This window comes from Synechococcus sp. OH2 (genome assembly GCF_047462155.1).
In the GTDB taxonomy this organism is placed as follows: Bacteria; Cyanobacteriota; Cyanobacteriia; order Thermostichales; family Thermostichaceae; genus Thermostichus.
In genome coordinates this window covers 17487-40707 of sequence record NZ_JANSIR010000112.1, presented here as the reverse complement: position 1 = coordinate 40707, position 23221 = coordinate 17487, and the positions used below count along the sequence as shown (strand labels likewise).

Annotated in this window: 20 protein-coding genes; 17 read left to right on the top strand and 3 right to left on the bottom strand. The window is 60.3% G+C overall.

From position 1 onward, the window contains the following. A partial coding sequence (locus NW835_RS12045) for a cation-translocating P-type ATPase (RefSeq protein ID WP_414415408.1) occupies nt 1-2467 on the bottom strand: 2467 nt, incomplete at its 3' end. A gap of 124 nt (nt 2468-2591) precedes the next feature. On the opposite strand from NW835_RS12045, the gene NW835_RS12040 reads away from it, so the two are divergent. The 6 genes from NW835_RS12040 to NW835_RS12015 all read left to right on the top strand — a co-directional run bounded on the left by NW835_RS12040 (nt 2592) and on the right by NW835_RS12015 (nt 9249). Then, nucleotides 2592-4370, top strand: a complete 1779-nt coding sequence (locus tag NW835_RS12040; RefSeq protein ID WP_414415407.1) for a diflavin flavoprotein — start codon at nt 2592-2594, stop codon at nt 4368-4370. A gap of 50 nt (nt 4371-4420) precedes the next feature. Next, nucleotides 4421-5395, top strand: a complete 975-nt coding sequence (locus NW835_RS12035; protein WP_414415406.1) for a DUF726 domain-containing protein — start codon at nt 4421-4423, stop codon at nt 5393-5395. Between the two features lie 367 nt (nt 5396-5762). After that, a complete protein-coding gene (locus NW835_RS12030; RefSeq protein ID WP_414371476.1) occupies nt 5763-6152 on the top strand; it encodes a hypothetical protein in 390 nt (129 codons plus the stop codon). A gap of 130 nt (nt 6153-6282) precedes the next feature. Next, nucleotides 6283-6540, top strand: a complete 258-nt coding sequence (locus NW835_RS12025) for a gas vesicle protein GvpG (RefSeq protein WP_414365950.1) — start codon at nt 6283-6285, stop codon at nt 6538-6540. 72 nt (nt 6541-6612) lie between these two features. After that, the gene (locus NW835_RS12020) at nt 6613-7227 is read left to right on the top strand and encodes a DUF3727 domain-containing protein (protein ID WP_414415405.1); all 615 of its coding nucleotides are present in this window, start codon (nt 6613-6615) and stop codon (nt 7225-7227) included. A gap of 219 nt (nt 7228-7446) precedes the next feature. Beyond that, complete coding sequence (locus NW835_RS12015) at nt 7447-9249, top strand: NFACT family protein (RefSeq protein WP_414415404.1); 1803 nt, start codon at nt 7447-7449, stop codon at nt 9247-9249. Nucleotides 9250-9253: 4 nt separating this feature from the next. Here the strand turns inward: NW835_RS12015 and NW835_RS12010 are convergent, their stop codons facing one another. Then, complete coding sequence (locus tag NW835_RS12010) at nt 9254-10540, bottom strand: serpin family protein (protein WP_414415403.1); 1287 nt, start codon at nt 10538-10540, stop codon at nt 9254-9256. Between the two features lie 194 nt (nt 10541-10734). Between NW835_RS12010 and NW835_RS12005 the strand changes: the two genes are divergently transcribed. The 8 genes from NW835_RS12005 to NW835_RS11970 all read left to right on the top strand — a co-directional run bounded on the left by NW835_RS12005 (nt 10735) and on the right by NW835_RS11970 (nt 19358). Then, nucleotides 10735-11277, top strand: a complete 543-nt coding sequence (locus NW835_RS12005; protein ID WP_414415402.1) for a DUF192 domain-containing protein — start codon at nt 10735-10737, stop codon at nt 11275-11277. Between the two features lie 223 nt (nt 11278-11500). After that, entirely contained in the window at nt 11501-12769 is a 1269-nt protein-coding gene (locus tag NW835_RS12000; protein ID WP_414415401.1) for a bifunctional sterol desaturase/short chain dehydrogenase, read from the top strand. Nucleotides 12770-12960: 191 nt separating this feature from the next. After that, a complete protein-coding gene (locus NW835_RS11995; RefSeq protein ID WP_414415400.1) occupies nt 12961-13737 on the top strand; it encodes a DUF4397 domain-containing protein in 777 nt (258 codons plus the stop codon). A 74-nt stretch (nt 13738-13811) separates the two neighbouring features. Further along, the gene (locus NW835_RS11990; RefSeq protein WP_414376490.1) at nt 13812-14636 is read left to right on the top strand and encodes an FAD-dependent thymidylate synthase; all 825 of its coding nucleotides are present in this window, start codon (nt 13812-13814) and stop codon (nt 14634-14636) included. A 158-nt stretch (nt 14637-14794) separates the two neighbouring features. Beyond that, nucleotides 14795-15544 carry a class I SAM-dependent methyltransferase gene (locus NW835_RS11985; RefSeq protein ID WP_414365941.1) on the top strand — a complete coding sequence of 250 codons (750 nt, stop codon included), beginning with the start codon at nt 14795-14797 and terminating at the stop codon, nt 15542-15544. Between the two features lie 159 nt (nt 15545-15703). Continuing rightward, nucleotides 15704-17140 (top strand): sugar transferase, encoded by a 1437-nt coding sequence (locus NW835_RS11980; RefSeq protein ID WP_414415399.1) that lies wholly within the window; start codon nt 15704-15706, stop codon nt 17138-17140. 9 nt (nt 17141-17149) lie between these two features. After that, a complete protein-coding gene (gene purC, locus NW835_RS11975) occupies nt 17150-17926 on the top strand; it encodes a phosphoribosylaminoimidazolesuccinocarboxamide synthase (RefSeq protein ID WP_414415398.1) in 777 nt (258 codons plus the stop codon). A 7-nt stretch (nt 17927-17933) separates the two neighbouring features. Beyond that, on the top strand, nt 17934-19358 hold the full coding sequence (locus NW835_RS11970; protein WP_414415397.1) for a DUF2157 domain-containing protein: 1425 nt from the start codon (nt 17934-17936) through the stop codon (nt 19356-19358). A gap of 12 nt (nt 19359-19370) precedes the next feature. Here NW835_RS11970 and hemC read toward each other — a convergent pair whose 3' ends face one another. Then, nucleotides 19371-20345, bottom strand: a complete 975-nt coding sequence (gene hemC, locus NW835_RS11965; protein ID WP_414415396.1) for a hydroxymethylbilane synthase — start codon at nt 20343-20345, stop codon at nt 19371-19373. A gap of 269 nt (nt 20346-20614) precedes the next feature. On the opposite strand from hemC, the gene NW835_RS11960 reads away from it, so the two are divergent. From NW835_RS11960 to NW835_RS11950, 3 genes are all read left to right on the top strand, one after another. Then, nucleotides 20615-21076, top strand: a complete 462-nt coding sequence (locus tag NW835_RS11960) for a YlqD family protein (protein ID WP_414365473.1) — start codon at nt 20615-20617, stop codon at nt 21074-21076. 183 nt (nt 21077-21259) lie between these two features. Next, complete coding sequence (locus tag NW835_RS11955) at nt 21260-22705, top strand: glycosyltransferase (protein WP_414415395.1); 1446 nt, start codon at nt 21260-21262, stop codon at nt 22703-22705. A gap of 75 nt (nt 22706-22780) precedes the next feature. Further along, on the top strand, nt 22781-23221 hold a 441-nt coding region (locus tag NW835_RS11950), incomplete at its 3' end, for an NAD(P)-binding domain-containing protein (RefSeq protein ID WP_414415394.1).

Here is a 23221-nt window from a genome sequence, read left to right as displayed (position 1 = left end):
CCATCGTGCGCCAGTGAACAATGTAGGCTTCCACAATCGCCATCATGAGGATCGTCGCCAAGCCAAAGACGACGCCAATGCGCACCATGTAGGCGCCGAGCCCTTGGGCAAAGATGCTTTCTTTGGGGTTGAAGGGGGGACGCTGCATCACCCCCGGCTCTGCTGGCTCCATTGCCAAAGCCAAAGCGGGCAGGCCGTCGGTTACCAAGTTCATCCAGAGGATTTGCAGGGGCGTCAGCGGCACGTCCTCTAGGCCCAGAAGGGGGGCGGCAGCCACGGTCAACACCTCGCCAATGTTGCTGCCCAGGATGTATTTCACGAAGCGGCGGATGTTGCTGTAGACCACCCGCCCTTCTTCAATGGCCGCTACGATGGTGGCGAAGTTGTCGTCTAGCAGCACCATGTCGCTGGCCTCTTTGCTGACATCGGTGCCGGTGATGCCCATGGCAATGCCGATATCCGCTTGGCGCAGGGCAGGGGCGTCGTTGACGCCATCGCCGGTCATGGCCACAAACTGGTTTTGCTTTTGCAGGGCCTGCACGATGCGCAGCTTGTGTTCGGGAGCCACGCGGGCGTAGACGTTAACCCTCTGCACCGTCTCCATCAGCTCCTCAAAGCTCAGCCGGGAGAGGGTGCGCCCATCAATGGCCTGGTTCTCAGAGTCGAGAATGCCCAGCTCGCGGGCAATAGCGATGGCGGTGAGTTGGTGATCGCCGGTAATCATTAGGGTGCGGATCCCGGCCTGCCGGCAGCGGGCTACCGCTTCCCGCGCTTCGGGCCGAGGGGGATCGTACATGCCCACTAGGCCCAGCCACACCAGGTTGCGCTCGATCTCCTCCAGGTTCTCCGGGATCCGCGGCAACTGCTGAGTGGCCACCCCCAAAACCCGGATGCCCTGAGCTGCCAAGCGGTTGTTGGCGCCCAAAATGGCCTGGCGATCCGCTTCTGAGAGGGCCTGCCAAGTTCCGCTTTTCTGGATATAGGTGCACTGCTCCAGCACCAGTTCCGCGGATCCCTTGACGTAGACGCGGTAGCTGCCCTCCTCTTGCACCACCACGCTCATGCGCTTGCGTTCTGAGCTAAAAGGGATCTCCTGCACCCGCGGGTGCTGCTCTTGCAAAGAGGCTTTCTGCAGGTTGGCCTTGGCGGCAGCCACCAGCAGGGCGGCCTCGGTGGGATCCCCCAGGATTGACCAGGTGGGGGCAGCGCCGCGCTGGGCTGAGAGATTGGCTTGCAACAGGGCATCGTTGCAGAAGACCACCGCCCTGAGAAGGGCCTGCAAATCGGGGGCACGCTGGGGATCGATGGGCTGGCCGCCGCAGTAGAAGGATCCCTTGGGAATGTAACCGCTGCCGCTGACGTGGTAGTGGCGCTCGGGGGTGAGGATGTCGGTAACCACCATTTTGTTTTCGGTGAGGGTGCCGGTCTTGTCGGAGCAGATGGTGGTGACAGATCCCAGGGTCTCTACGGCCGGCAGGCGGCGGATCAAGGCGTTGCGGCGCACCATGCGCTGGGTGCCGATGGCCAAGGTAACCGTGATTACAGCCGGCAGCCCCTCCGGCACCACCGCCACGGCCATGCTGAGGGAAGTTTCCAGCAGCGAGGCAAAAGGCGCCATGCTCCCGGCTTGGAGCAGCCCCACGATCACCACCAGCGCCACCAAGGCCAGGGATCCCGACACCAGCACATTGCCCAACTGGCTCATGCGCCGCTGCAGGGGGGTGGGCTCGTTTTCCACCGTCTGCAGCAGCCTGGCCACCTTGCCCAGCTCCGTGTTCATGCCGGTGGCAGTAACCAAGAGGATCCCTCGCCCCTGCAGCACCTCGGTGCCCATGAAGGCCATGTTGCGCCGCTCGCCCAGCTCTGTGTCTTCGGGGAGGACACAATCAGCCTGCTTGGTAACCGGTACCGCCTCTCCGGTCAGGGCCGCCTCTCGCACCTGTAGGTTCACCGCTTCCGCCAAGCGCCCATCGGCTGGGATCTGCACCCCTGCTTCCAGCAGCACCCGATCCCCTGGCACCAACTGGTTGGCAGGGATCTCCTGCCACAGCCCGTCCCGCTGCACCCGCACGCTGGGGGAGGCCAATTTTTTTAGGGCCGCCAGCGCTTTTTCCGCCCGGCTTTCTTGCAAGTAGCCCAGCAGGCCATTGAGACCTACAACCAGCAAAATGGCTAGGGCGTCTTTAGGAAACTCTCTCTTTTGCCAATCCAAAAGGGCTGAGATCGCCGCCACGGCAATCAGCATCAGCAACATGACGTTGCGGAATTGGTCGAGAAAGAGCTGCCAGGCGCTGCGGCCAGAAGTGGAGATCAGCTCGTTGGGACCGAATTCCCGCTGCCTTTGGATCACCTGCTGGGTAGTCAGGCCAGAATCGGGATCGGTCTGCAACTTCTGGATAACAGCGGGAAGAGGAAGACTATGCCAGGCAGGAGTAGAAACAGCGGCGGATCCAGAAGCTTGGGCCATCGCAAACACTTCCAGGGAATGGACAAATTCTACGTTAGCTCTCGAAGCTTTCCATAGAGGAAAAGGGATCCCCATTTCCCCAGTTTCGTGGCAAGGTGGGGACAGAGGCCCCCTGGAGACTGCTATGGCGAGCAAAACTCCCACTCGCGATGTTCAAGTGGCCGTTATCGGCCCCTCTACCTTGGTTCTCCGCTCTCGCACCTGGGATCGCCTCAAGTTTGAGCTGGAATACGCCCGGCAGCGGGGCACCACGGCCAACAGTTACCTCATCCAGGCCCGGCAGACCTTGCTCATTGATCCGCCGGGGGAGTCGTTTACAGACATTTTTCTCGAGGAGCTGGCCCAGCACCAGTACCTGCAGCGGCTGGACTTTATCCTGCTCAGCCACGTCAACTTCAACCGCCTTGCCACCCTCAAGGCACTTCTGCCGCTGGCTCCCTATGCAGTGGTGCTCTGCTCTAAGCCGGGATCCCTCACCCTGCGAGCCGCTTTTGAGGGCAGGGAATCCCCGCCTCCTAGCCGGGATGAAGAGGAGGCCGCCGATTTTGGCATTCCCTACGGCAATGACCAGTCCTTTCGCCTGCGGGTAATCCGGGATGGGGATTGCCTGGATCTAGGCGAGGGCCATGAGCTGCACTTTCGCACTGTCCCCACGCCCCGCCACCCCGATGCCCTCTGCACCTACGACCCGGCCACTGGGATCCTCTTTACCGACAAGCTGTTTGGTGCCCATGTCTGCGACGAGCAGGTGTTCGACGAGCACTGGCGGCAGCTTAGCGAGGATCGCCGCTACTACTTCGACTGCTTACACCGCAGCCAAGCGCCCCAGGTAAAAGCAGCCCTGGCCAAGCTGGAGGAGTTCCCCGCCCAGATCTACGCCCCCGCCCACGGCCCCTTGGTGCGCCACAGCCTGCGGCGGCTGCGTCTAGACTACCAGCTTTGGTGTGAAGAGGATCCCTTGGAGCAGCGGGTAGCTCTCCTCTATACCTCTGCCTACGGGAACACGGGCCTGATGGCGGTAGCCATTGCCCAAGGCTTGGAGCGAGCAGGAGTTACCGTGGAGCGGATTAACTGCGAATGGGCTACCCCTGAAGAGATTGCCCAGGCCCTGGAGCGCTGCCAAGGGTTCATTATCGGATCCCCCACCTTGGCCGGCCACCCCCCTGTCCAGATCCAAACAGCCCTAGGCATTATCCTCTCTTCTGTTCCCACCAGCAAGCTGGCCGGGGTCTTCGGCTCCTATGGCTGGAGCGGTGAAGCTGTGGATCTCATTGAAAGCAAGTTGCTCAACGCCGGCTTTACCCTGGGGTTTGCCACCATCCGCGCCAGGTTCAAGCCTACCCCCGCCGTCCTGGAAGCCTGTCAGGAGGCGGGATCCCAGTTTGCCCAAGCCCTGCGCAAGGCCAAGCGAGCCCGTGCCCCCCGCCAAGGCGGTGTTGAAACTCAGGCGGATCGGCTGGGGCAGGCCCTCAGCCGGGTTGTGGGATCCCTCTGTGTGGTGACCGCCCTGCAAGAGGGGATCCCGCGCGGCTTCCTCACCTCCTCGGTGGCCCAGGCCAGCTTCAACCCCCCTGGCCTAACCCTTTCTGTAAGTAGAGACAGCGAGGCAGAACTGCTCACCCGTCCCCAAGCGCCTTTTGTGCTCAATATTTTGCGGGAGGGCAAAAGCAGCAGCCTGCAGCGACACTTTCAACGACCCCAGCGCCCTGGTGAAGACCGCTTTGCCGGTTTGGCCACGGCTACTGCCGAAAATGGCTGCCCGGTTCTATTGGATGCCCTGGCTTACCTAGAGTGCCGTGTCAGAAGTTGGATGGAGTGTGGCGATCGCTACCTGGTCTATGCCGAGGTGGAACGGGGCAAAGTCCTGGATCCCACGGGGGTTACCGCCATGCGGCGCGGGTAAGATAGTACTAGTATTTTGCTGGTCTCAGCTCCCAGGGGGTGCCATTGACCATGCAAGACATTCTTGAGGGGTTCTTCAAAGGTTTTGCCCAGATTGGCGGAAAAGTTGTAGAGACCGCCTTTGATATAGGCAAGGTTACCGGGTCAGCTGCGCAAACTGTCATTGGTACAGGTATCGAGACCACCCAAAAAGCTGGAGAAATTCTTCTTGGCACGGGTCAAGCCACTTTTGAAGTCATCCAGAAAGTTACAGAAACTATTGTTGACGGGACTAAAGACTATATTTTCGAAGAAGTTACCCATCATGAGCCTCATTTGATCCGCATTGAATCCTCCCTGAGGTGGGACGAGGCCCTGGTTTTCATCAACGGTTTCCTTAGCGAAGGTGAAACCCAACCTTCGGAAAAAAGACTGTTGTGGGAGACGCTTCGACGTGCCGGATGGCAGGGATCCCTGTACTACCTTTGGTGGGATGCTTCCAACGCGGCGAGTTTGACCTTGTCCCCTCTGAAGCTAGGGGTAGGACTACTTGCCCACTGGGAAGCCCACAAAGCAAAGGCCAAAGAAGTGGGACTAAAGTACGCCTATCCCCTGCTCTCTGCTTTGCCGGAAAGGCAGATTACCCTGATGGGGTTTTCCTTGGGGGCAAGGGTAGCCTACTACATCATGCGCGGTTGGCCCCAGAGTGCAGATCGACGTCTTAAAGATGTTATCTTGCTCGGCGGTGCCGTTAGGAGGCAAGCCGATAAGAACTGGAGCCTGCATGTAGAAAATATCACCGGAAAGTTAGTAAACATCTACAACGAAGACGATTGGGTTCTGGCCTACGTCTTCAAAGTACCTTCCCTCAACCGCAGCCCCTGTGGGATCAAGCCAATTAGAGAGTTTCACCCCAGAATTGAAAACCTCAATGCCACTCACTTAATCGGCTCTGGTGAGCATAGCTACGAAGCCTATCTACCTCATCTGGAGTTTCTTCTGGATCAGAAGCTGGACTGGAAAAGCCGCAGGAACCGTTTGTTCTAGGTTATGAAGCCAGAAGAGAGGGGCGGCATCTGTAGAGAAAGTTGCTCTCTGGCTCCCCTCTCCCCCTGTAGAGGGGTTGGAGGAGCGGAGCGTCTCAATCTTGCTGGGAACAACCATCAGTGAAGATGAGTGGCTTTTCACCTGTATTCTCTGTTGCCGTCCGAGCCTGTTTCTATTCGGAATGGCGGTCGGGGAGTGAGTCGAAACTTCATTGCAACAAACCCTCTCTGCCCTGCGTTTTCAGTACGACAACAAGCTTGACCCCCTCTTTACCGACCAGGGCGATTGCCAAGGTTTTGAATCGTATCTATTGCTACAGAATCTACGATAGAATTGGCGTGTAGAGGTCAGGGTGGGGAGATCTCTCATGAACGCAACTGCTGAAGCGAGTAGAGTTAGCTTCCGGGCCTGCCATCGGCGGAACATCGCTGCCTCTCTGGCCCATCGTTTAGAAGCAGCCAGGGCAGCCAACAACACCCGCCTGCTGGAGTTGCTGGAACAGGAGCAACGGCAACTAGCAGCAGAGTCCAGCGGCAGGGATCCCTCTGTTTTGGGTCTGCCTGAAAGATGGCGCCACCTTTGGGAGGGCCTGAAAGCCGTGTTGAGCGTCCAGGAGGAGCTGCGGGTGCGCCAGTGGGTGGATAGTGGCGGCACGGTCTGGTGGCACGCCCAGGATCCGCTCACAGGTGAGTGTCTCTGCACGCCGTCTGAGCAAGAGCTGATGGATTGGATCGAGAAGCACTCTCGGAACGGCTAGGGAGGATTGATCCCTAAGCCGGAGGGGGAGCGGGCAGAGGGGGCAGGCTTGCTGGCATTGGTTATTGGTTCTTAGGGCGGAGGCGGGATCCACTTGTTAGGATTGACCTAATCCCAGGAGAGGCGCGGGGATGGTTTGGCAATTACTGACTTGGCCGGCCCAGAGCCTGCTGTGGTTGGCGGAGCAGATTCGAGAACGGGCCGAGGCGCAACTCGACAGCAAAGAAAACCTCCAGAAAGAACTCACCGCTCTCCAGATTCAGCTCGATCTAGGGGAGATCGACGAAGAGACCTATACCCGGCGGGAAGAGGAGATCCTGCTGGCGCTGGAAGCCCTGGCCCAAGCCGAAGCCGGCAGCACCGATGAGCGGCCTGGCGAGGATCTCTAAGTTCTGCGGGGGATCAGAACATGGGAGAATAAGCTTTGGTTGACCTCATTTTCCTACCCTGGGTTGCTTTCCATGACCGAATCCCGTGAAACCTTAGTGCTCCGCGACGAGCAGAACCAGCCTCTGAAATGCGAGATCCTGAGGCAGGTGGTCATTGAGGAGCAAACCTATGCACTGGCCACGCCCGTGGACGCCGTGATCAAAGTGCTGGTTTGGGAGGGGGAGGAGGAGCCCGGCCAAGCGGTGAACGGAGATGCGGACATGGAAGGGATCCTGGATGAGCCGGATCCAGAAGAGCTCCAGGCTGCCCTGCCCACCATCCAGGCCGTTTTGGCGGAGTTGAACTTGACTCTGCAGCAAAACGGCTTTGACATCCTAACGGTCCAGGGAGAGTTGCCCCCTGTGGAAGAGGAAGATGTATTCGAACTGGGCGAAAGCGAGGAAGATGCCCAGGAATTCCAACTGCTGGCTACCTTCTTCTACAAAGATAAGAAATACGGCATCTTTACGCCCCTCGACCCAGTTCTGGTCTACGTAGCCCTGCCTGATGAGGGGGATCCCTACCTCCTGAACCCAGAGGACTCACCAGCCCTGTTCGACCAACTCAATGCTGTGCTGCTTGATCTGGACGAGTCAATGGAAGAGGAGGAGTACGATGATGAATATGACGATGAAGACGAGGACTAGGCAGCTCGGGATTTCTGCCTGAGAATTCAAGGCACCTGGGCCAAAAAGCCCAAAGGTGGAAGTACCAAGCCTCTTGCCCCAATGCAGCCCCTTGGTTGCCGCTCAAGTCGATTGGGCGGAGTCCTTTTGCCGCCAGCGCCGACTGGGGGAGCGGCAGATAATGGAAGGAGGCCCTCGTTTGGTTCCCCAGGCGTTGCCCGATCCCAAGGAGTAGCAGGGATGCAACCGGTTGATCTAACCACCCTCCGTGCTATGCTGGCGGAGCTAAAAGGGGCTGAAGCCGGCGGGGATCCCTTGCTGCCTGCCCGCGTGGAGTGGATCCAGCAAACCGATCTGTGGACAGTGGTGATCGGCTTGCGCACTCTTAGGGCCCGCCCTTGCTTGCTGTTGTCTTGGCATCCCCAGGCGGCCCGAGTTCACCTCTGTCAGGCTCCTCCCAAGGAGCCAGAGGATTTTTCATTTAGCCAACACCTGCAGCGGCACCTGCGGGGCTTGGCCCTGACGGAGCTGGCGCTGCTGGACGAGTGGGAGCGGGTGATTGACTTTCGCTTTGGCCCTCGCCCCGGGGATCCGCCGCAGCGCCACCTTTATCTGGAAGTGATGGGGAAGTACAGCAATGCCATCTTGGTGGACGAGGCAGGCCTGATCCTAGCCTGTGGCCACGGGGTAAGCGAGCGGCAATCGCGGGTACGCCCCGTGCAGCCGGGACTTGCTTACGAAGCCCCCCCTGCCCTGACCGACCCAATCCCGCAGCGAGCCGAGCCCTTCTCTCAGTGGCAAGAGCGCCTGGCTCTAGTCCCTGGCCCTATTGCTCAGCGGCTCCTGCGCTGCTACCGCGGCCTCAGCCGGCACTTGGCAGAGGCAATGTGCCTCCAAGCGGGGATCCCCCCCCAAACCCCCAGCAACCAACTCTCGCCCCAGGAGTGGCAGGCGCTGTTTTTTTGGTGGCAGGACTGGCTGGCCCGTCTGGAAACAGCTCGGTTTGAGCCGGCACTCACCTCCCAGGGGTACACTGTTCTCGGCTGGAGGGGCTCTAGCGGGGATCCCTCTCAGCCCAACTTGCACCAGCTCCTGGAAGCCTACTACCAAGCCCAGCTTAACCGCGAACGCTTTGAGCGGGAGCGACAGCGGCTGGGGCAAAAGCTGGCCACCCTGCTCAAAAAACTCCGCCAGCGGCGCGACCACTTCGAGAAGATGTTGGCCGACTCAGCCCAAGCAGAAGCCTCCAAGCAGGCTGCCGATCTCCTCATGGCCCATCTCCACCTCTGGCGGCCAGGGCTGAGCTCGATAGAGCTGCCAGACTTTTTTGGCGGCCAGATGGTCAAGATCCCGCTGGATCCGGAGAAAAACGCTGTTCTCAACGCCCAGGCCTACTACCGCAAGCACCGCAAACAAAAGCGAGCCCAGGAGGCCGTCCAGCCTTTGCTAGCAGCCACAGAGCAAGAGATCCGCTACCTAGAGCAAGTGGAGGCAGCCCTGCAGCAGCTGGAAGCCTACCGGGATCCCCAGGACTTGGTCATCCTTGCAGAAATTGAGGCGGAGCTTATTCAGCAAGGTTACCTCGAGAGTCCTAGCAAGGCGGAGGGAGCTAGACGTTCCCCTGCAGCCAGCTTCAACCCCTATTGCTTCACTAGCCCCAGTGGTTTCCCTATCTGGGTGGGGCGCAACAACTGGCAAAATGAGCGGCTGACCTTTCGCCTTGCCCAAGACCAGGATTGGTGGTTTCACGCCCAGGAGATCCCGGGTAGCCATGTGCTCCTGCGCCTGCCTCCCGGGGCTGTGGCCGAAAGCGAAGATCTGCAAGCGGCTGCCGACTTGGCGGCGTATTTTAGCCGCGGTCGCCTTAGCGACCAGGTGCCGGTGGTATATACCCGCCCTAAGTGCGTCTTTAAGCCCAAGGGATCCCCCCCTGGCATGGTGGTCTACAAACAGGAGCGGGTGCTGTGGGGCCGCCCCAGCCGCGCTCAGTTGCTCGTGGAAAAGGACGGAGCGCCCAAGTCGGACGTCCCAGCAGGGTTATAGCCCTCTACTCCGGGTTGACTACGGATCCCATAAACAGCACAGTTTGCGCCTCCCGGTTGGCTCCGGAGGCCACAATGGCCAACCAGAAGGGGCGATCCGCTACAAATTGGAAGGGCTCTTGCCGGTCGAGGGCGGTGCGGGAGACGATTACCCCGGTGGCAGCAGCCGCCTCGGATCCCTCTTCGTTGACTTCGATGGCGGCCTTGTGCAAGACTCTGCTGACCTGCGTTGGCTCTGGGGTCAGTTGGCTAAAATCGGCCCGCCGGGAAAAGGCAATCCCCATGCCCAACTGCTGCAAAGCTGGCCCCAGATCGATTTCGGAGGCCAGCTTAAACTTGGGGATCCGCACCGAGCCAGGGCGGGGGGACAGGGATCCCGTCCATTCTTGCCAAGTTTCTGGGCTAAGCTTCTCCCGCAGGGCTGCTAAGCTCACCCCTGGTTTGGGCAGCAGGAGCAGCATGGCCAGTTCCCCTTCCCCATAGGGCAGGCGCACCACCTGGAGCTGCTCGGTCTCCCGGTAGCCGTAGCGACCGGATTGGGCCATCAGCGGCACTTGGACACGGCGGCCATCGGCGCGGGTGAAGGGCTGGGGCTTGGTCAGGGTCGGATCAAAGGGCTGGGTCCACTCTCCCTTGAAATAGATGGCGTTGAGCAAAACCATCCTGTCTTCACGGCTGAGGCGATCCACGAGGCGGTCGATCTGGCCCTGGGTGCGCTCGGCTACCCAACGGTTAATCGCCTGCACTGTCTGGCGGGATCCCAGCTCCACCCGATTGGCCACTGCTTGGTAATAGGTGGCCAGGGCTTGCAAAAAGGAGGGGTGCAAGGTGAGGGTTGTATCGACCCAAAGGCCGTTGGCCATTTGCAGCTGGATCGGTCCTTCTGCTTGGGATCGCTCCACCAGCCAGCGCACCCCCTGGGCATTGGTCCAGTTCAACTCATTGAGGGAGAGTTCTTGAGCCTCCAGCACCTTAGCCATCGCCGCTTGGGTCTCTCCAGCAGCGCCGTTGTACAGCATGCTCAGGGCCAGACGAAGGCTCAAGGGGGAGAAAAAGAGGTTCTCTTGCGGTTGCTGCTGGAGGAGGTAATCGAATAGCTTTAGCGCAAAGCGACTTTGGGCTTGCTGGGCCACCGCCTCCTCTCCATAGCCTTCCCCATAAGTCACGGTCGGCTCAAACGGGATCCGCACCGGGGTTTCCCCGTGGGTGGGCCGGAGACCCAAAAGCAATAGGCCCAGCAGAGCCAGCAGCGGGATCCGGCTCACCGAGGACATGCTCAAAAGGTCTTTCATCGGGGCTCTCCTGGCCGGGTGGGGAACGAGTCTATGGCTATGGTATCGGGTTGGGGGTGGATGGCCCCTGCCCAGGCCGGCCATGGCGGCTGCGCTTGAGGTGAGATCGACAGGCCAAAGCCCGCAGGGGATCCCGGCCAAACTCTAGAGAGCAGGGTAGGATTAAGCCTGCACAGCTCAGCAGGAGACAAGGGATGAGTTTGCGGGCAAGAGAGCGCCAGGTTGTCACAGCGGGCGGGATTGCCTTGGGCCTGGCTCTGCTGCTGGGATGCGCCGCTGGAGGAGAAGCCCAGGAGACGGCAGCCGTTGCCAGCGCGACCCCGGCCAAAGGACAGCCCCAGTACCTGCCGGTGGAAGCGGAAGTAACCCTTGCCGGCAAGCGCTTTGAGCTGGAAGTGGCCCGCACCCCTGAGCAGCAGCGCTTAGGCCTAATGTTTCGCACCGATTTGCCTCTTGATCGCGGCATGTGGTTTCCCTTCGACCCGCCCCAGCCGGCTGCCTTCTGGATGTTCAACACGCCGCTTAACCTGGACATTATCTTTCTCTATCGGGGTCGGGTCGTCTCCATCGCCGCCGATGTGCCCGGCTGCCCTGCCCAACCCTGCCCTGTTTATGGGCCACCCCCTGACCAGTTAGTAGATGGCGTGCTGGAGTTCCGCGGCGGGACGGCAGCGGCCCTGGGTTTGCAAGTGGGAGATGTCGTGGAGATCCGCCAGCTTCCGCCCCCCACCCCTTGATCTCTCTCCCCTCTCCCTCAGGGAGAGGGGCCGGGGGTGAGGGAAAACAAGCTTGCAGAAGAAGCTGGGATCCCAAAGGCAGCCGTTTGCCCTCTTCCTCGCGGTCTAGGATGATTTTCTCAGGGATCTTTGGGATGATTTTTGAGGGTCGCCAACTGTGGGAGGTTGATGCCAAGAGGCGACGGCGAGCTCAGGATGGTTTGGCTATTGCCAGCAAAGCCCTATGGATGTTAGCAGCGTAACTCAGTGGCTGGAGGTTGGAACTATTGCCTTGGCTTCCGTCCTTTGGGCGGAGATCGTGCGGGATGTGCGCCATTGGCTGGCCCACCAGTGGCCCTGGCTGCTGCCCAAGCACACCCTGCACCACCGCCTGTTCCGCCCCGATCTCAGCGTGGTAGACCCCAAGTTATACCGAGAATCCCAGTGGCACCACGATGTCCCCGAGGCAGCAACGATGGTTCTAGCCGGGATCCCTTGGGTGGTGCTCTTGGGACAGGGATCCCTCCTCTATGGCCTGGCAGCGGCAGTGGGGGTACTCTACTCGGCCAGTTTTCTAGTTGCCGGCGCGCTGCGGGGCTGGGGGCTGGCCCTGCAGACGGATATCACCCACCAGCCGGGGCCTTTCCCCGCCCCTCCTGCGCAGTGGTATGTGAACCGCGCCTACCACTGGCGGCACCACTTCGACGATACCAACGCCTACTTTTGCGGCACCCTAACCTTGGTGGATCGGATCATGGGCACCAGTCTCTCTTTCAAGGGCAAGCGCGTGGCCGTCACCGGCGCCTCTGGCACTCTGGGCCGGGCCTTGCTGAAGCATTTTTACCGCCACGGAGCCAAAGTCATTGCCCTTAGCTCCCATGCGGATTCGGTTGCCATTGAAGTGGACGGCCAGCTCCAGCCGGTGGAGACCGTTCGCTGGCAGGTGGGGCAGGAGGGATCCCTGGCCGAACTCCTGGAGCGGGTCGATATCTTGGTCATCAACCACGGCCTGAACGTCCATAGGCAACGCGATCCCGAATCTGTCCGCCAGTCTTACGCCGTCAACACCTTCTCGGCATGGCGCCTGATGGAGCTGTTTTTCCAGACGGTGCGCAACAATCCGGAAGTGGCCACCAAAGAGGTTTGGGTGAACACCTCAGAAGCCGAGGTCAGCCCTGCCTTTAGCCCCCTCTACGAGCTCTCCAAGCGGGCCCTCGGGGATCTGGTTACCCTGCGCCGCCTGGATGCTCCCTGCGTGGTGCGCAAGATTATCCTCGGCCCCTTCAGGAGCCAGCTCAATCCCATTGGAGTGATGTCAGGCGATTGGGTGGCCGCCCAGATCCTGGCCCAGGCCAAACGCGACTGCCGCAACATCATCGTTACCATCAACCCCCTCACCTACCTGCTTTTCCCGCTGAAAGAGTTGGCCGTCAGCACCTATTTCCGCTTGTTCAGCCGCCGCTCTTCTCGCCCAGTTCTTCTTGATCCCGTCGCCGGGATCCCTTTGATTTAGGGGAGTCGACCAATCCTGCCCGGCTCTATGGCATCAGGCGCAAAACTGGGGTAAGACAAGAGCAGGTTCTTTGGCCGCAGGAGAGGGGATCCCTTGCGCCAATGTGAACCTTGCGGGGAGCGAAAGGGCCCTTTGTTTGGAGGAATTCAACAGCTCGCTCTCCGAGTGAATGTTGGGTGTGAGGAGTAGGAGTGAGCGTCAACATGGTGCGACAGTGGGTAAGCGCAGTTCTCTGCGCAGTGGGTGGGTCTTTAGTGACGGGCCTTTTGGCGGGTTGTGCCATCCCCATAGCCTCTGCAGAGGTGGCGGAAGTGCAGGTGCGCTTGGTGCATGTGGCCCCCGATGCCCCTCGGATTGACTTGGAAGTGGGAGGGGTAAGGGCTGCCCAGGGTGTAGCCTATGGCGCAGTGAGCGAATACGTGCGCATGCCGGCGGGCGAGTACGACATTGTTTTGTTTTCAACGCCTGAGAACCGTGGCCAGCCCTCGGGTTCTAAGGACTCCGTTGCGCGAACGGTTGTGGCCAGGACTGTGGCCAACCTCAGGGGCGGGGGAGTGTTCTCAGTGGTGGCCGCCGACGAGCCCAATCGCGTGACGGCCTTGGTACTGGAAGACAATATCAACCCTCTATTTGATCAAGCCCTGGTGCGGTTTGTCCACGCTGCCCCTGATGCGCCGGCCCTGCAATGGCAAGGGGAGCAAGGCCGGGTGCTGTTGCCCCAGTTGGCCTTTGGGCAAGTATCCACCTTTCAAGCCATGCGCCCCGGCTTTACCCAAATCCAGGTGGCTACAGCCCCTTCTGCTTCAGGTGGGCAGATATCTCCCAGCCGGAGCATTCCCTTGCAACGGTTTGACCTCCAGTTAGAGGCAGGTAAAGTCTACACCCTCTACGTAGCCGGCCTGCTGCGCAGCAATCCGGGCTTGAATATGGTGCTGGCAGAGGAAACTCGAGCTCGTAGGCTCCTATAGCAAGGCTGCCTGCGGCTTGATCCTCTCTATACTGTGAGACTAGCCGCTCGTCTCTGGCTTTGGGGGCACAGCCTGTGGATGCCTTATTTCAAGTGGTGGTGCTTAGCCAAACTCCAGATCCCGAACGGGTGATCTGGCAGGCGATGCACCAAGATTACAGCCCCGATTTTGTTACCCCAGAGGGCCGGATCCCGGAAAAGTATGGAGAGGCCGTGGTGCGGCATCTGCTGGAGGGCAATCGTGGCCACTATGGGCCTCTTGAGCACCCTCAGATCACGTTTGGGGTAGGCTATTTTCCCCATGCTGTCATGCAACAGGCCCGTACTCATCGAGTGGGAGTTTCTTTCGACGTTCAATCTTTTCGATATACAGGCCGGCAAATTGCCGATTTGGGCAAAAGACTCTTGTCTGCGCCCCCGTTCGCGCTAGCGGGACGGAGTCCTTGCACCAACGAAACCGCTGCTTTTGCCGACAAAACCGGCGCGGAGCCCTCGTTATCTTTGCAAGAGTTGGAAACTCTGTTTTACGTTCCTGCCAGCGTCAAAGAAGGCAAGGCCAAAACCCGCCAAGGCTTCAAGCCCATCTCTCCTGAGGCCCTGAACATCATTCTTGAGCAGTATCGCAGTCAGGCCATTGCCTATTATCGCCTGGTCGAAGAGTGCGGATTGCCCTATGAAGATGCTCGTAACATCATCGGCTACGGGATCCGCCAACATTTTGTGGTTTCTTTTAATTGCCGCAGCTTGATGCATTTTCTGGATTTGCGGGCCAAAGACGATGCCCAGCGGGAGATCCGCGAGCTGTGCGAGCTCATCTGGCCCCACTTTGAGGCCTGGTGCCCTCATGTTGCCGCCTGGTACCGCAAAAATCGCTGGGGCAAGGCCAGGCTTTCTCCTTGAAACCTAAATCGCGTAAGCGGGACGGAGTTCTTTAACACCGGAAAAGTATAGGATAAGGTCATCTTTCGACCCTCACCCCCAACCCCTCTCCCCTCGTGGGAGAGGGGAGCAAGGGATCAACTAACAAGCTGTTTCCCAATACTTGGAACGACTATTGTATGGATCCCAGAGCTTATGAACAAATGGCGGGCTTAGAAGATCGACATTGGTGGTTTGTGGGGCGCCGCCGCATTCTCAGGCAGGTTATTGCCGGGATCCCTCTTCCGCCCGCGGCTTGTATCTTGGAAGCCGGCTGTGGCAGTGGCGGCAACCTAGAAATGTTGTCTCAGTTTGGCCAAGTCTGGGCCATGGAAAGAAGCGAAATAGCATTGCCTTTGGCCCGGGCCCGCGGCATTGGGATTGTGGCCGAAGGTGAATTGCCGCATCAGATCCCTTTTGGCTCCCAGCAATTTGACCTTATTGCCCTACTGGACGTTTTAGAACATTTGGAGGAAGACAAAGCAGCTCTGGAAGCTCTCATCCAAAGGTTAAAGCCATCCGGCTACCTGGTGATCACGGTACCGGCCTACCCCTGGCTGTGGAGCGCCCATGACGAGCTCAATCACCACAAGAGACGCTACACAGCAGCACAACTTCTCTCCTTACTCAAGAGTGCCGGCCTGCAAATTCATACCTTTACCTTTTTCAACAGCTTTCTCTTTCCATTAGCAGCAGGGATCCGCCTAGCCCAAAAGAGCTTTCGCCTCAAGGAGAGTCAAGATCTAAAAATGCCCTCGCCTTGGATCAATTGGCTTTTAACCGAGATTTTTGCTGCAGAAGCCTATTTAATTTCTAAGTTCTCCCTACCCTTTGGCCTGTCTTTATTGGCGGTAGCTAGTCCTATGAAAACTCCTTCTCTAGGAAACTGAATCTCTTAATCTTCTCCTCAGCTTCTTGCTGTTATGACTGGTTTTTCAATTACCGTTGACTTTGCCGTTCGCGCTAGCGGGACGGAGTCCTTGCAGCCTCAAATGGATAGCCTTTTCTGTAGGATTGTTTCCAGTCTTAACTGCTGGAGGAGATAGCTCTTGGCCAATCGCGCTGGCGGGACGGGTTTCTTTCGCGGCTACACCCTGAGCTTGGATCCGCATCGCCTGTGGGTGCCCTTGGCTTGTTTGGGGGATGGGCTCTGTATTTGGCTGGCCTTCGGGGCGGCTTATTGGCTGCGCAGCTTGCGCCCCCACCAGCTTTTGCCCTGGGATGTTTATGCTGGCCTGGGGTTGTTGACAGTCCTTAGCTATTGGGGCGTTCAGGCTGGCTTGGGAGGATACGGCGAATCGAAGCGCTTATCTCGCTTTGAGGAATGGGCCAGTTTGCTGCTGGGGCTGGGGGTGACCTTTGGCTTGGTGTTGGCGGGGGCCTTTTTCGTGCGCTCCGTCTCGCTGTCGCGCTTGGTGGTGGGCTATGCCAGCCTGCTGGCCCTGCTTAGTTTGACGGGGATGCGGGCGCTGCTGCGGCTGGGCATGGGTTGGCTGTATGCCCACGGCCAGGGGCGGCGAAGGGTCATCTGGGTGGGATCCGGCCTGCTCTTGGCTGATGTGCTGGAGCGGCTGGAGCGCTGCCCAGCCTTGGGGTTTGAGATTAAGGCTTGGGCCGTGGCCGGGGATCCCTCGGCGCCAGAACCAGAGCCTTTGCAGAAGCTGGAGCGGCTGGAGCCCAGCCACCTGGTGGCCTATGTGCAGGCTCACCCCGAGATCGAAGAGGTGTGGTTTGGGCAGCCGGAGCTGGCCAATGCACCTCTGTTGCTCAGCTTGCAGGCCCTGTCGGTGCAGGTGCGGCTGGTGCCAGATATCCTCGGTTTTTTGACGGTGAACTTCAGCCTCCAGTCCCTGGACGGGATCCCGCTGCTGACGCTGCGCCAGCCCCCTCTGCGCTACGCCCACAACCGTTTCCTCAAGCGAGCGGTAGACATCCTAGGGGCCTCCCTGGGCCTGGTGTTGCTCAGCCCCCTGTTTCTGATCATCGCTGTGCTAGTGGCCTGCAGCAGCCCCGGCCCCATCTTGTATTGGCAGGAGCGGGTGAGCTTGGATGGGCGCCGCTTTTGGATTGCCAAGTTCCGCACCATGCGGGTGGATGCCGAGGCACCCGGCCAGCCGGGCTGGACGCGCCCTGGGGATCCGCGCCGAACCAAGATAGGAGCCTTTTTGCGCCGCACCAACCTGGACGAGCTGCCCCAGCTTTGGAACGTCTTGAAGGGGGAAATGAGCCTGGTGGGCCCCCGCCCGGAGCGGCCCTACTTCGTGGAGCAATTTAGCCAGGAGATCCCCAAGTATCCGGATCGGCATTTGGTGAAAAGTGGCCTCACCGGCTGGGCTCAGATCCACGGCCTGCGGGGAGACACCAGCATTGCCCGCCGCACCCAGTATGATCTCTACTATGTGCAAAACTGGTCTCTGTGGCTGGATCTGCGCATCCTCGCCATTACCCTTTGGCAAGGGATCCGCGGACGGCTGACCGGCTATTAGGGGTTGCCCATGCCATCCTCGCCCACGCCCCCAGAGCTCCTCTACGAGGGCAAGGCCAAGCGGGTCTACCGCACCGCCGATCCCCAGGTTTACCTTTGCCAATACAAAGACGATGCCACGGCCTTCAACGCCCAAAAGCGGGGATCCATCGCCGGCAAGGGGGAGGTCAACTGCACCGTCTCCAGCCGGGTGTTTGCCTACCTGGCGCAGCAGGGCATCCGCAACCACTTTTTGGCCCAGACCGGCCCTCGAGAGATGCAGGTGCGCGCCCTGCGGATCCTGCCCTTGGAAGTGGTGGTGCGCAACCGCACGGCCGGCAGCCTCTGCCGGCGCCTAGGCCTGGAGCAGGGCCTGCCCATCGAGCCGCCGCTGGTGGAGTTTTACTACAAAAACGACGCCTTGGGGGATCCTTTGGTAACCCCCGACCACATCCGCCTGCTGCACCTGGCCACGCCAGAGCAAGTGGAGAAGCTGGAATCCCTGGCCTTGGCGGTCAACACTCACCTTCGCAACTTCTGGCGGCGCTGCCGGTTGGAGCTGGTGGACTTTAAGTTGGAGTTTGGCCTGGACGAGGAAGGGGAGATCTGGCTGGCGGACGAGATCAGCCCCGACACCTGCCGCCTGTGGGATCTAGAAGGGACTGAGCCGCGGGTGCTGGATAAAGACCTCTTTCGCTTTGATCTCGGCGATCCGGCAGCCGGCTACCAAGAGGTGCTGCAGCGAGTGCTCCAGGCTACTGATCCCAATCTCCCCTCTCCTGCAGCGCGGGAGAGGGGCAGGGGGTGAGGGTGCCATGACTTCCCCCCGTCCCTCTGGCCCCGACGACCGCTTCCGCCGCCAATTGGCCGACCTGTTGGACACCTGGGTGGAGCAGGGGCTGATTCAGCCGGCGCAGCGGGATCGCCTGCGGGAGTACTACCAACTCGATAGCTTGCCGCGAACAGCTGCTAGCCGCTTTACCCTGGTGCTGCTGCTGTTGGGCGCCGTGCTGGTGGGCTTGGGGGTGATCTCCTTCGTGGCCGCCAACTGGGATGCCATTCCCCGCTCGGCCAGAGCCTTGGGATCCCTGGCCCTCACGGTGGGACTGCAGGTGGCCGGCTTGCGACTTTGGCAGCAGGGATCCCCGCGTTTGGGCAGCGCCCTATTGATTGCCGGGGAGCTGGCCCTGGGAGCCGCCATTATTCTGATGGCCCAGTGGTTCCAAATGGGGGGATCCGCCGCGGGCTTGTTCTTGGCCTGGGGGGCGGGCAGCTTGGCCGTGGCCTACAGCTTGTTCCACACCCCCAGTGGCGTCCTGGCCTGTCTCTTATTCGCCCTGGCCGGGATGACTGACCTGTGGCAGAGGGGGATCCGCTCGGCTCTGGATCCCCTCTACCCCTGGCTGGCCCTGGCCCTACTGCTGCCCCTTGCCTATGGGTGCCGCTCCCGCTGGATCTTTGCCCTGGCTTTGGTGGACTTCGGCCTGGCGCTACAAAGGTCGGCAGAGGTCTGGGACAGCTCTGGAGAAGGCTTGACCCTCTGGCTGCTGCTTGGCCTTGCCGTTGTCTGGGGGCTGGGCTTTTGGCACCAACGCCATGGTTACCGGCTAAGCCGGATTTTGACCGGAGAAAATGGCCAGGATGGCGAGCAGGAGCAAGTCTTGGATCTGATCCCGACGGCGGAGGGCCTGGCTTTGCTGGGGCTGGGTTTCTTGCTCTACGTCTGGAGCTTCCGTGACCCCTGGGACTGGGATCCCGACCCCTCACCTCTGTTCCAGGCTGTGGATCCCTGGGCAAGCTTGTCGGCGGCAGGGTTGCTGCTGCTGGCCGGCTGGGGCTGGTGGCAGGGGTGGCAGGCCAAGAGATCCCAGCCCATTTCCGTCTGGCTCAAGGATGCCGTCGTTTTCCTCTCCTTGATTACCCTGGCCCTTTTGCTGGTGACTAGGAACTTGACCTCAAGAGTGGCCCTGGCCTTCTTGGCCCCCTGGATCCTGACCCTGCTGCTGGTGGGATTGTCGGCGATCCTCTGCTGGGAAGGGCTGCAGCAGGGGCTGCGGGGGCGCTTCTGGCAAGGGCTATTGGGCCTGACCTTGGTGGTGCTGACCCGCTTTTTCGAGTACGAGACCAGCCTCTTGGCCAAGTCGGCGGTGTTGGTGGCCTGTGGGATCGGCGTGATCTGGGTGGGGCTGAAGGTTGAGCAGCGGCTAAACCGATCCCTACCGCCGGCTCCGCGACCCTGAAAACCAGGCAGTCTAGCGGCGAGCCTGGGCAAAAATGGCCTGCAGGATTTCGTCGGCCCCCTGTTGCTTCAGCTTTTCCGCCAGGGAGATTCCCACCGCTTCCGGATCAGCAGTGGATCCCGTTTGGGTATCGCGGATCAGCCGTCGCCCCTCTAGGTCGGCCACCATGCCGGTTAGGTGCAGCTCTTCCCCCTGCACTTGGCTGTGGACCCCGATGGGCACCTGACAGCCCCCCTCCAAAGCCCGTAGGAAAGCTCGCTCAGCCAAACAGCGGGCTGTGGCCTCCGCATCGGCCAAGGGTCGAATGAGCTCCAAAATCCGCTCGTCCCCCTGCCGGCACTCGATGCCGAGGGATCCCTGGCCAACGGCGTACAAGGACACACTGGGATCCAGCACCTCGTGGATCCGCTGGGCTTGGCCCAGGCGCTTCAGCCCGGCCACCGCCAAGATCAGGCCGTCGTACTCCCCCCGATCCAGCTTGGCCAAGCGAGTGTTGAGGTTGCCCCGCACGTCCTTAAACTGCAGGTGGGGAAAGGCGTGGCGCAGTTGGGCCAGTCGCCGCAGAGAGGAAGTGCCGATCACCGTCCCTGCTGGTAGGGTGGCCAGGTGGTAGGCGCGCAGCTCCTCCCGCAGCACCAGCGCGTCCAGAGGATCCTCCCTCTGCGTGATTGCCCCCAGAACCAGGCCTTCTGGCAAGCGGGTGGGCAAGTCCTTGAGGCTGTGCACCGCCAGATCGCTAGTGCCGTTGAGCAGGCTAACCTCCAATTCCTTGGTAAACAGGCCCTTATCCCCGATTTTGGCCAGCGCCACATCCAGGATGATGTCTCCCTGGGTGGAAAGGGTGTGCAGCTCTAGGGGCAACCCTGGATGGTGGGCCTGCAACTGCCCCATCACCCAGCGGGTCTGGGCCAGAGCCAGCTCGCTTTTGCGGGAGGCGATCCGCACCGGCTGGACAGCTTGCCAGGGAGTTGAGGCCGGTTCGCTCATGGCTGCTGCAAAATCCGAGAACACCGTCTTTCACGCTAGCTGAATCTGCGCCGCCGCAGGGCAGCGACCTTCAAGATCCTTAACCAAAACCGCCATTTCCCCCCAGCCGAGACTTTACTGCGGGGATCCCAGCCGGTAGGATAAGTAAACGGGTTCTCCGCCACGGCGGGGAGAGGTCTGGTCTGTCAAACCTCCTTCTCCGAGGTTGCTAGAGGACAATTCTAAGTAGGGCCCCCTGATTTGGTTGGTAGTCTGCCTGGATAGGTCTTATGGAAGAAAGCAACGTCGGCAACGGCACTCAGTTACTGCTCAAGCGCACCATCCCTGTCAAGGTGGTGGTCACCCCCCTTTGGAAGAAAGAAATGCAGGAGCAATTGGAGCGGCAAATCGAAGCCACCGATGCTCAGATGCAGCAACTGGAGTTTCAGGGCAAGCGGGCCATTGCCGAAATCGAAAAACAAAGCCCTAACCCCAACAGCCCCCAGGTGCTCCAACAGGTAGAAGCGGTAAAAAGCCGCGTGAACGAGCAAAAGATCAAGCTCTTGGATCAAAAAAACCAGTTGCTCCAACAGATCAACCAACTGAGTAGCCTGGAGCTGAACCAAGAGGTGCTGCAGGGCAGCGTGGAGAGCTTCTTCCGCGTGCAAAAGGGAGACAACCTGATCCAGAAAATGCAGGTGGAGATCCTGCTGGAAGATGGGGTGATCAAGGAAATTCGCGGCAACCCATAAGCTTTTCATATCCTTTGGGAGGACAGGGATCCCTTGCTGTGGGGTAGCAGACCAGAACCTTTGGTCTTCAACCCAACGTGGTGGCAACACAATAGGTGACAATAATTAACGACCTCTTAACAGCCGCTGGGCTCGGGGCGGCTGATGCGTACGGGCAAAGTTGTTACCTACGAGATGCTCCCCATGTCTGAGTTTGTCGGGTCAGAGCCTGCTCCCCTCGAGGATCTACATCTTCCCGATTGGCTGCTCACCTCGGCCCAGCGTCGCCGTCTCAAGGCTTTCCTGGTTCTGGCGACGGTGTGGGGTCTGGTCAGCCTGATGCACCAAGTAGCGGTAGCCCGCTGGTTTACCGTTGGCCTGGCCACCTTCATGGTCATCCACATCAACCGCTTGTTCCGGCTGCAACCGGCAGCTCTGCCGCCCCCCTTGAGGCTTCACCCTCCTGGAACAATGGCCCGGCCTCCCGCCGTCGCCGAAACAGCCTCCCTGCCTTTGCCTGAGGTGGGCGGGGCTCAGCCCTTAGCGCTGGCGGGTTCTCCTCTGCCGCGAGTGGCGGTGTTGATCCCGGCCAAAAACGAAAGCGCAGTGCTGCCGCGGCTGCTGCATAGTCTCACCCAGTTGGATTACCCCAGCAGCCACCTGGAGCTGTGGGCCATTGACGATGCCAGCAGCGATGCCACCCCCGACATCTTGCAGGAAGCCCAAAAGCGGATCCCTCATCTGCGAGTTTACCGACGGCCCCCGGGGCGAGGAGGCGGAAAGTCTGGCGCCCTCAACGAGGTGCTGCCCCTGACGCGGGGGGAGATCATCCTGGTCTGCGACGCCGACGCCATTGTGCCCCCGGATTTGCTGGCTCGCACCCTGCCGCTGTTTGGCCAGCCCCCCCGCCCCGGCAGACGGACAATCGGCGCTGTTCAGGTGCGCAAAGCCTTGAGCAACCCCAACGTCAACTTCTGGACTCTGGGCCAGGTGGCGGAGATGGCCTCCGATGCCTACTTGCAGCAGCAGCGGGTGGCCATCCGCGGGATTGGCGAGCTGCGAGGCAACGGCCAACTGGTGCGACGGGATGTCCTGGAAAAGTGCGGCGGCTGGAACGAGAACACCCTCACCGACGACCTGGATCTCACTTTTAAGTTGCACCTGGCGGGGGTAGATATTGCCTTTCTGACGGAGCCGGCCATCGTCGAAGAGGGGGTCACCTCTTGGAAAAGCCTTTGGCACCAGCGCTGCCGCTGGGCGGAAGGGGGCTACCAGCGCTACCTCGACTACTGGCCAGGGATCCTCAGCCGCCGCCTGGGCATGGCTAAGACGGTGGATCTCTGGGCCTTTTTTATCTCTCAGTACTTGCTGCCGATGGCCTTAGTTCCCGATACCCTCTGGGTACTCTTGGCCGACCACTCCTCAGTGCTGCTCCCCTTGAACGCTCTGGTCATGGGATCTGTGACGGTGGCCTTCTATCGCGGGCTGCGCCAAGTGGAGGGGCTGCGCGGACGAAAGCTCTGGTGGCGCACTGCCCTAGGCTTGGTGTACATGCTCCACTGGCTGCCGGTCATGATTGTAACCACGGCTCGTATGTGTGTGCAGCCCAAGCGGTTGAAATGGGTGAAAACCGTGCATCATGGCCTCTGAATTTCGCCTGCCAGGGATCCCCTTAATCCTGCTATCCTAATCAAACGCCAGCTCACCACACTACCCAGCCCGACTATGGCCCGCCTCTACTACGACTCTGACGCCAACCTGGATCTCCTGGACGGCAAGACCGTCGCCATCATCGGCTACGGCAGCCAGGGCCATGCCCACGCCCTCAATCTGCGCGACAGCGGTGTCAACGTCCTCGTCGGCCTCTACCCCGGCAGCCCCTCTTGGCCCAAAGCCGAGCAGGACGGGTTAGTGGTCAAGACTGTAGCAGATGCTGCGGCTGCCGCCGACTGGGTGATGATCCTGCTACCGGACGAAGTGCAAAAGACCGTCTTCCAGAGTGAGATCCGCCCGCATTTGCAGCCGGGGAAGGTGCTCCTGTTTGCCCACGGCTTCAACATCCACTTTGGCCAGATCCAGCCGCCGGCGGACGTCGATGTCATCATGGTTGCTCCCAAAGGCCCCGGTCACCTGGTGCGGCGCACTTACCAGGAGGGCCAAGGGGTG

Excerpts from the sequence above, each read along its gene's own strand:
- NW835_RS12020 (WP_414415405.1), top strand. The coding sequence starts at position 6,613 with ATGACCGAATCCCGTGAAACCTTAGTGCTCCGCGACGAGCAGAACCAG.
- NW835_RS11960 (WP_414365473.1), top strand. The coding sequence starts at position 20,615 with ATGGAAGAAAGCAACGTCGGCAACGGCACTCAGTTACTGCTCAAGCGC.
- NW835_RS11970 (WP_414415397.1), top strand. The coding sequence starts at position 17,934 with ATGACTTCCCCCCGTCCCTCTGGCCCCGACGACCGCTTCCGCCGCCAA.
- NW835_RS11955 (WP_414415395.1), top strand. The coding sequence starts at position 21,260 with ATGTCTGAGTTTGTCGGGTCAGAGCCTGCTCCCCTCGAGGATCTACAT.
- NW835_RS12015 (WP_414415404.1), top strand. The coding sequence starts at position 7,447 with ATGCAACCGGTTGATCTAACCACCCTCCGTGCTATGCTGGCGGAGCTA.
- NW835_RS12035 (WP_414415406.1), top strand. The coding sequence starts at position 4,421 with ATGCAAGACATTCTTGAGGGGTTCTTCAAAGGTTTTGCCCAGATTGGC.
- NW835_RS12000 (WP_414415401.1), top strand. The coding sequence starts at position 11,501 with ATGGATGTTAGCAGCGTAACTCAGTGGCTGGAGGTTGGAACTATTGCC.
- NW835_RS11985 (WP_414365941.1), top strand. The coding sequence starts at position 14,795 with ATGGATCCCAGAGCTTATGAACAAATGGCGGGCTTAGAAGATCGACAT.
- NW835_RS12010 (WP_414415403.1), bottom strand. The coding sequence starts at position 10,540 with ATGAAAGACCTTTTGAGCATGTCCTCGGTGAGCCGGATCCCGCTGCTG.
- NW835_RS12025 (WP_414365950.1), top strand. The coding sequence starts at position 6,283 with ATGGTTTGGCAATTACTGACTTGGCCGGCCCAGAGCCTGCTGTGGTTG.
- NW835_RS12030 (WP_414371476.1), top strand. The coding sequence starts at position 5,763 with ATGAACGCAACTGCTGAAGCGAGTAGAGTTAGCTTCCGGGCCTGCCAT.
- NW835_RS12005 (WP_414415402.1), top strand. The coding sequence starts at position 10,735 with ATGAGTTTGCGGGCAAGAGAGCGCCAGGTTGTCACAGCGGGCGGGATT.
- hemC (WP_414415396.1), bottom strand. The coding sequence starts at position 20,345 with ATGAGCGAACCGGCCTCAACTCCCTGGCAAGCTGTCCAGCCGGTGCGG.
- purC (WP_414415398.1), top strand. The coding sequence starts at position 17,150 with ATGCCATCCTCGCCCACGCCCCCAGAGCTCCTCTACGAGGGCAAGGCC.
- NW835_RS12040 (WP_414415407.1), top strand. The coding sequence starts at position 2,592 with ATGGCGAGCAAAACTCCCACTCGCGATGTTCAAGTGGCCGTTATCGGC.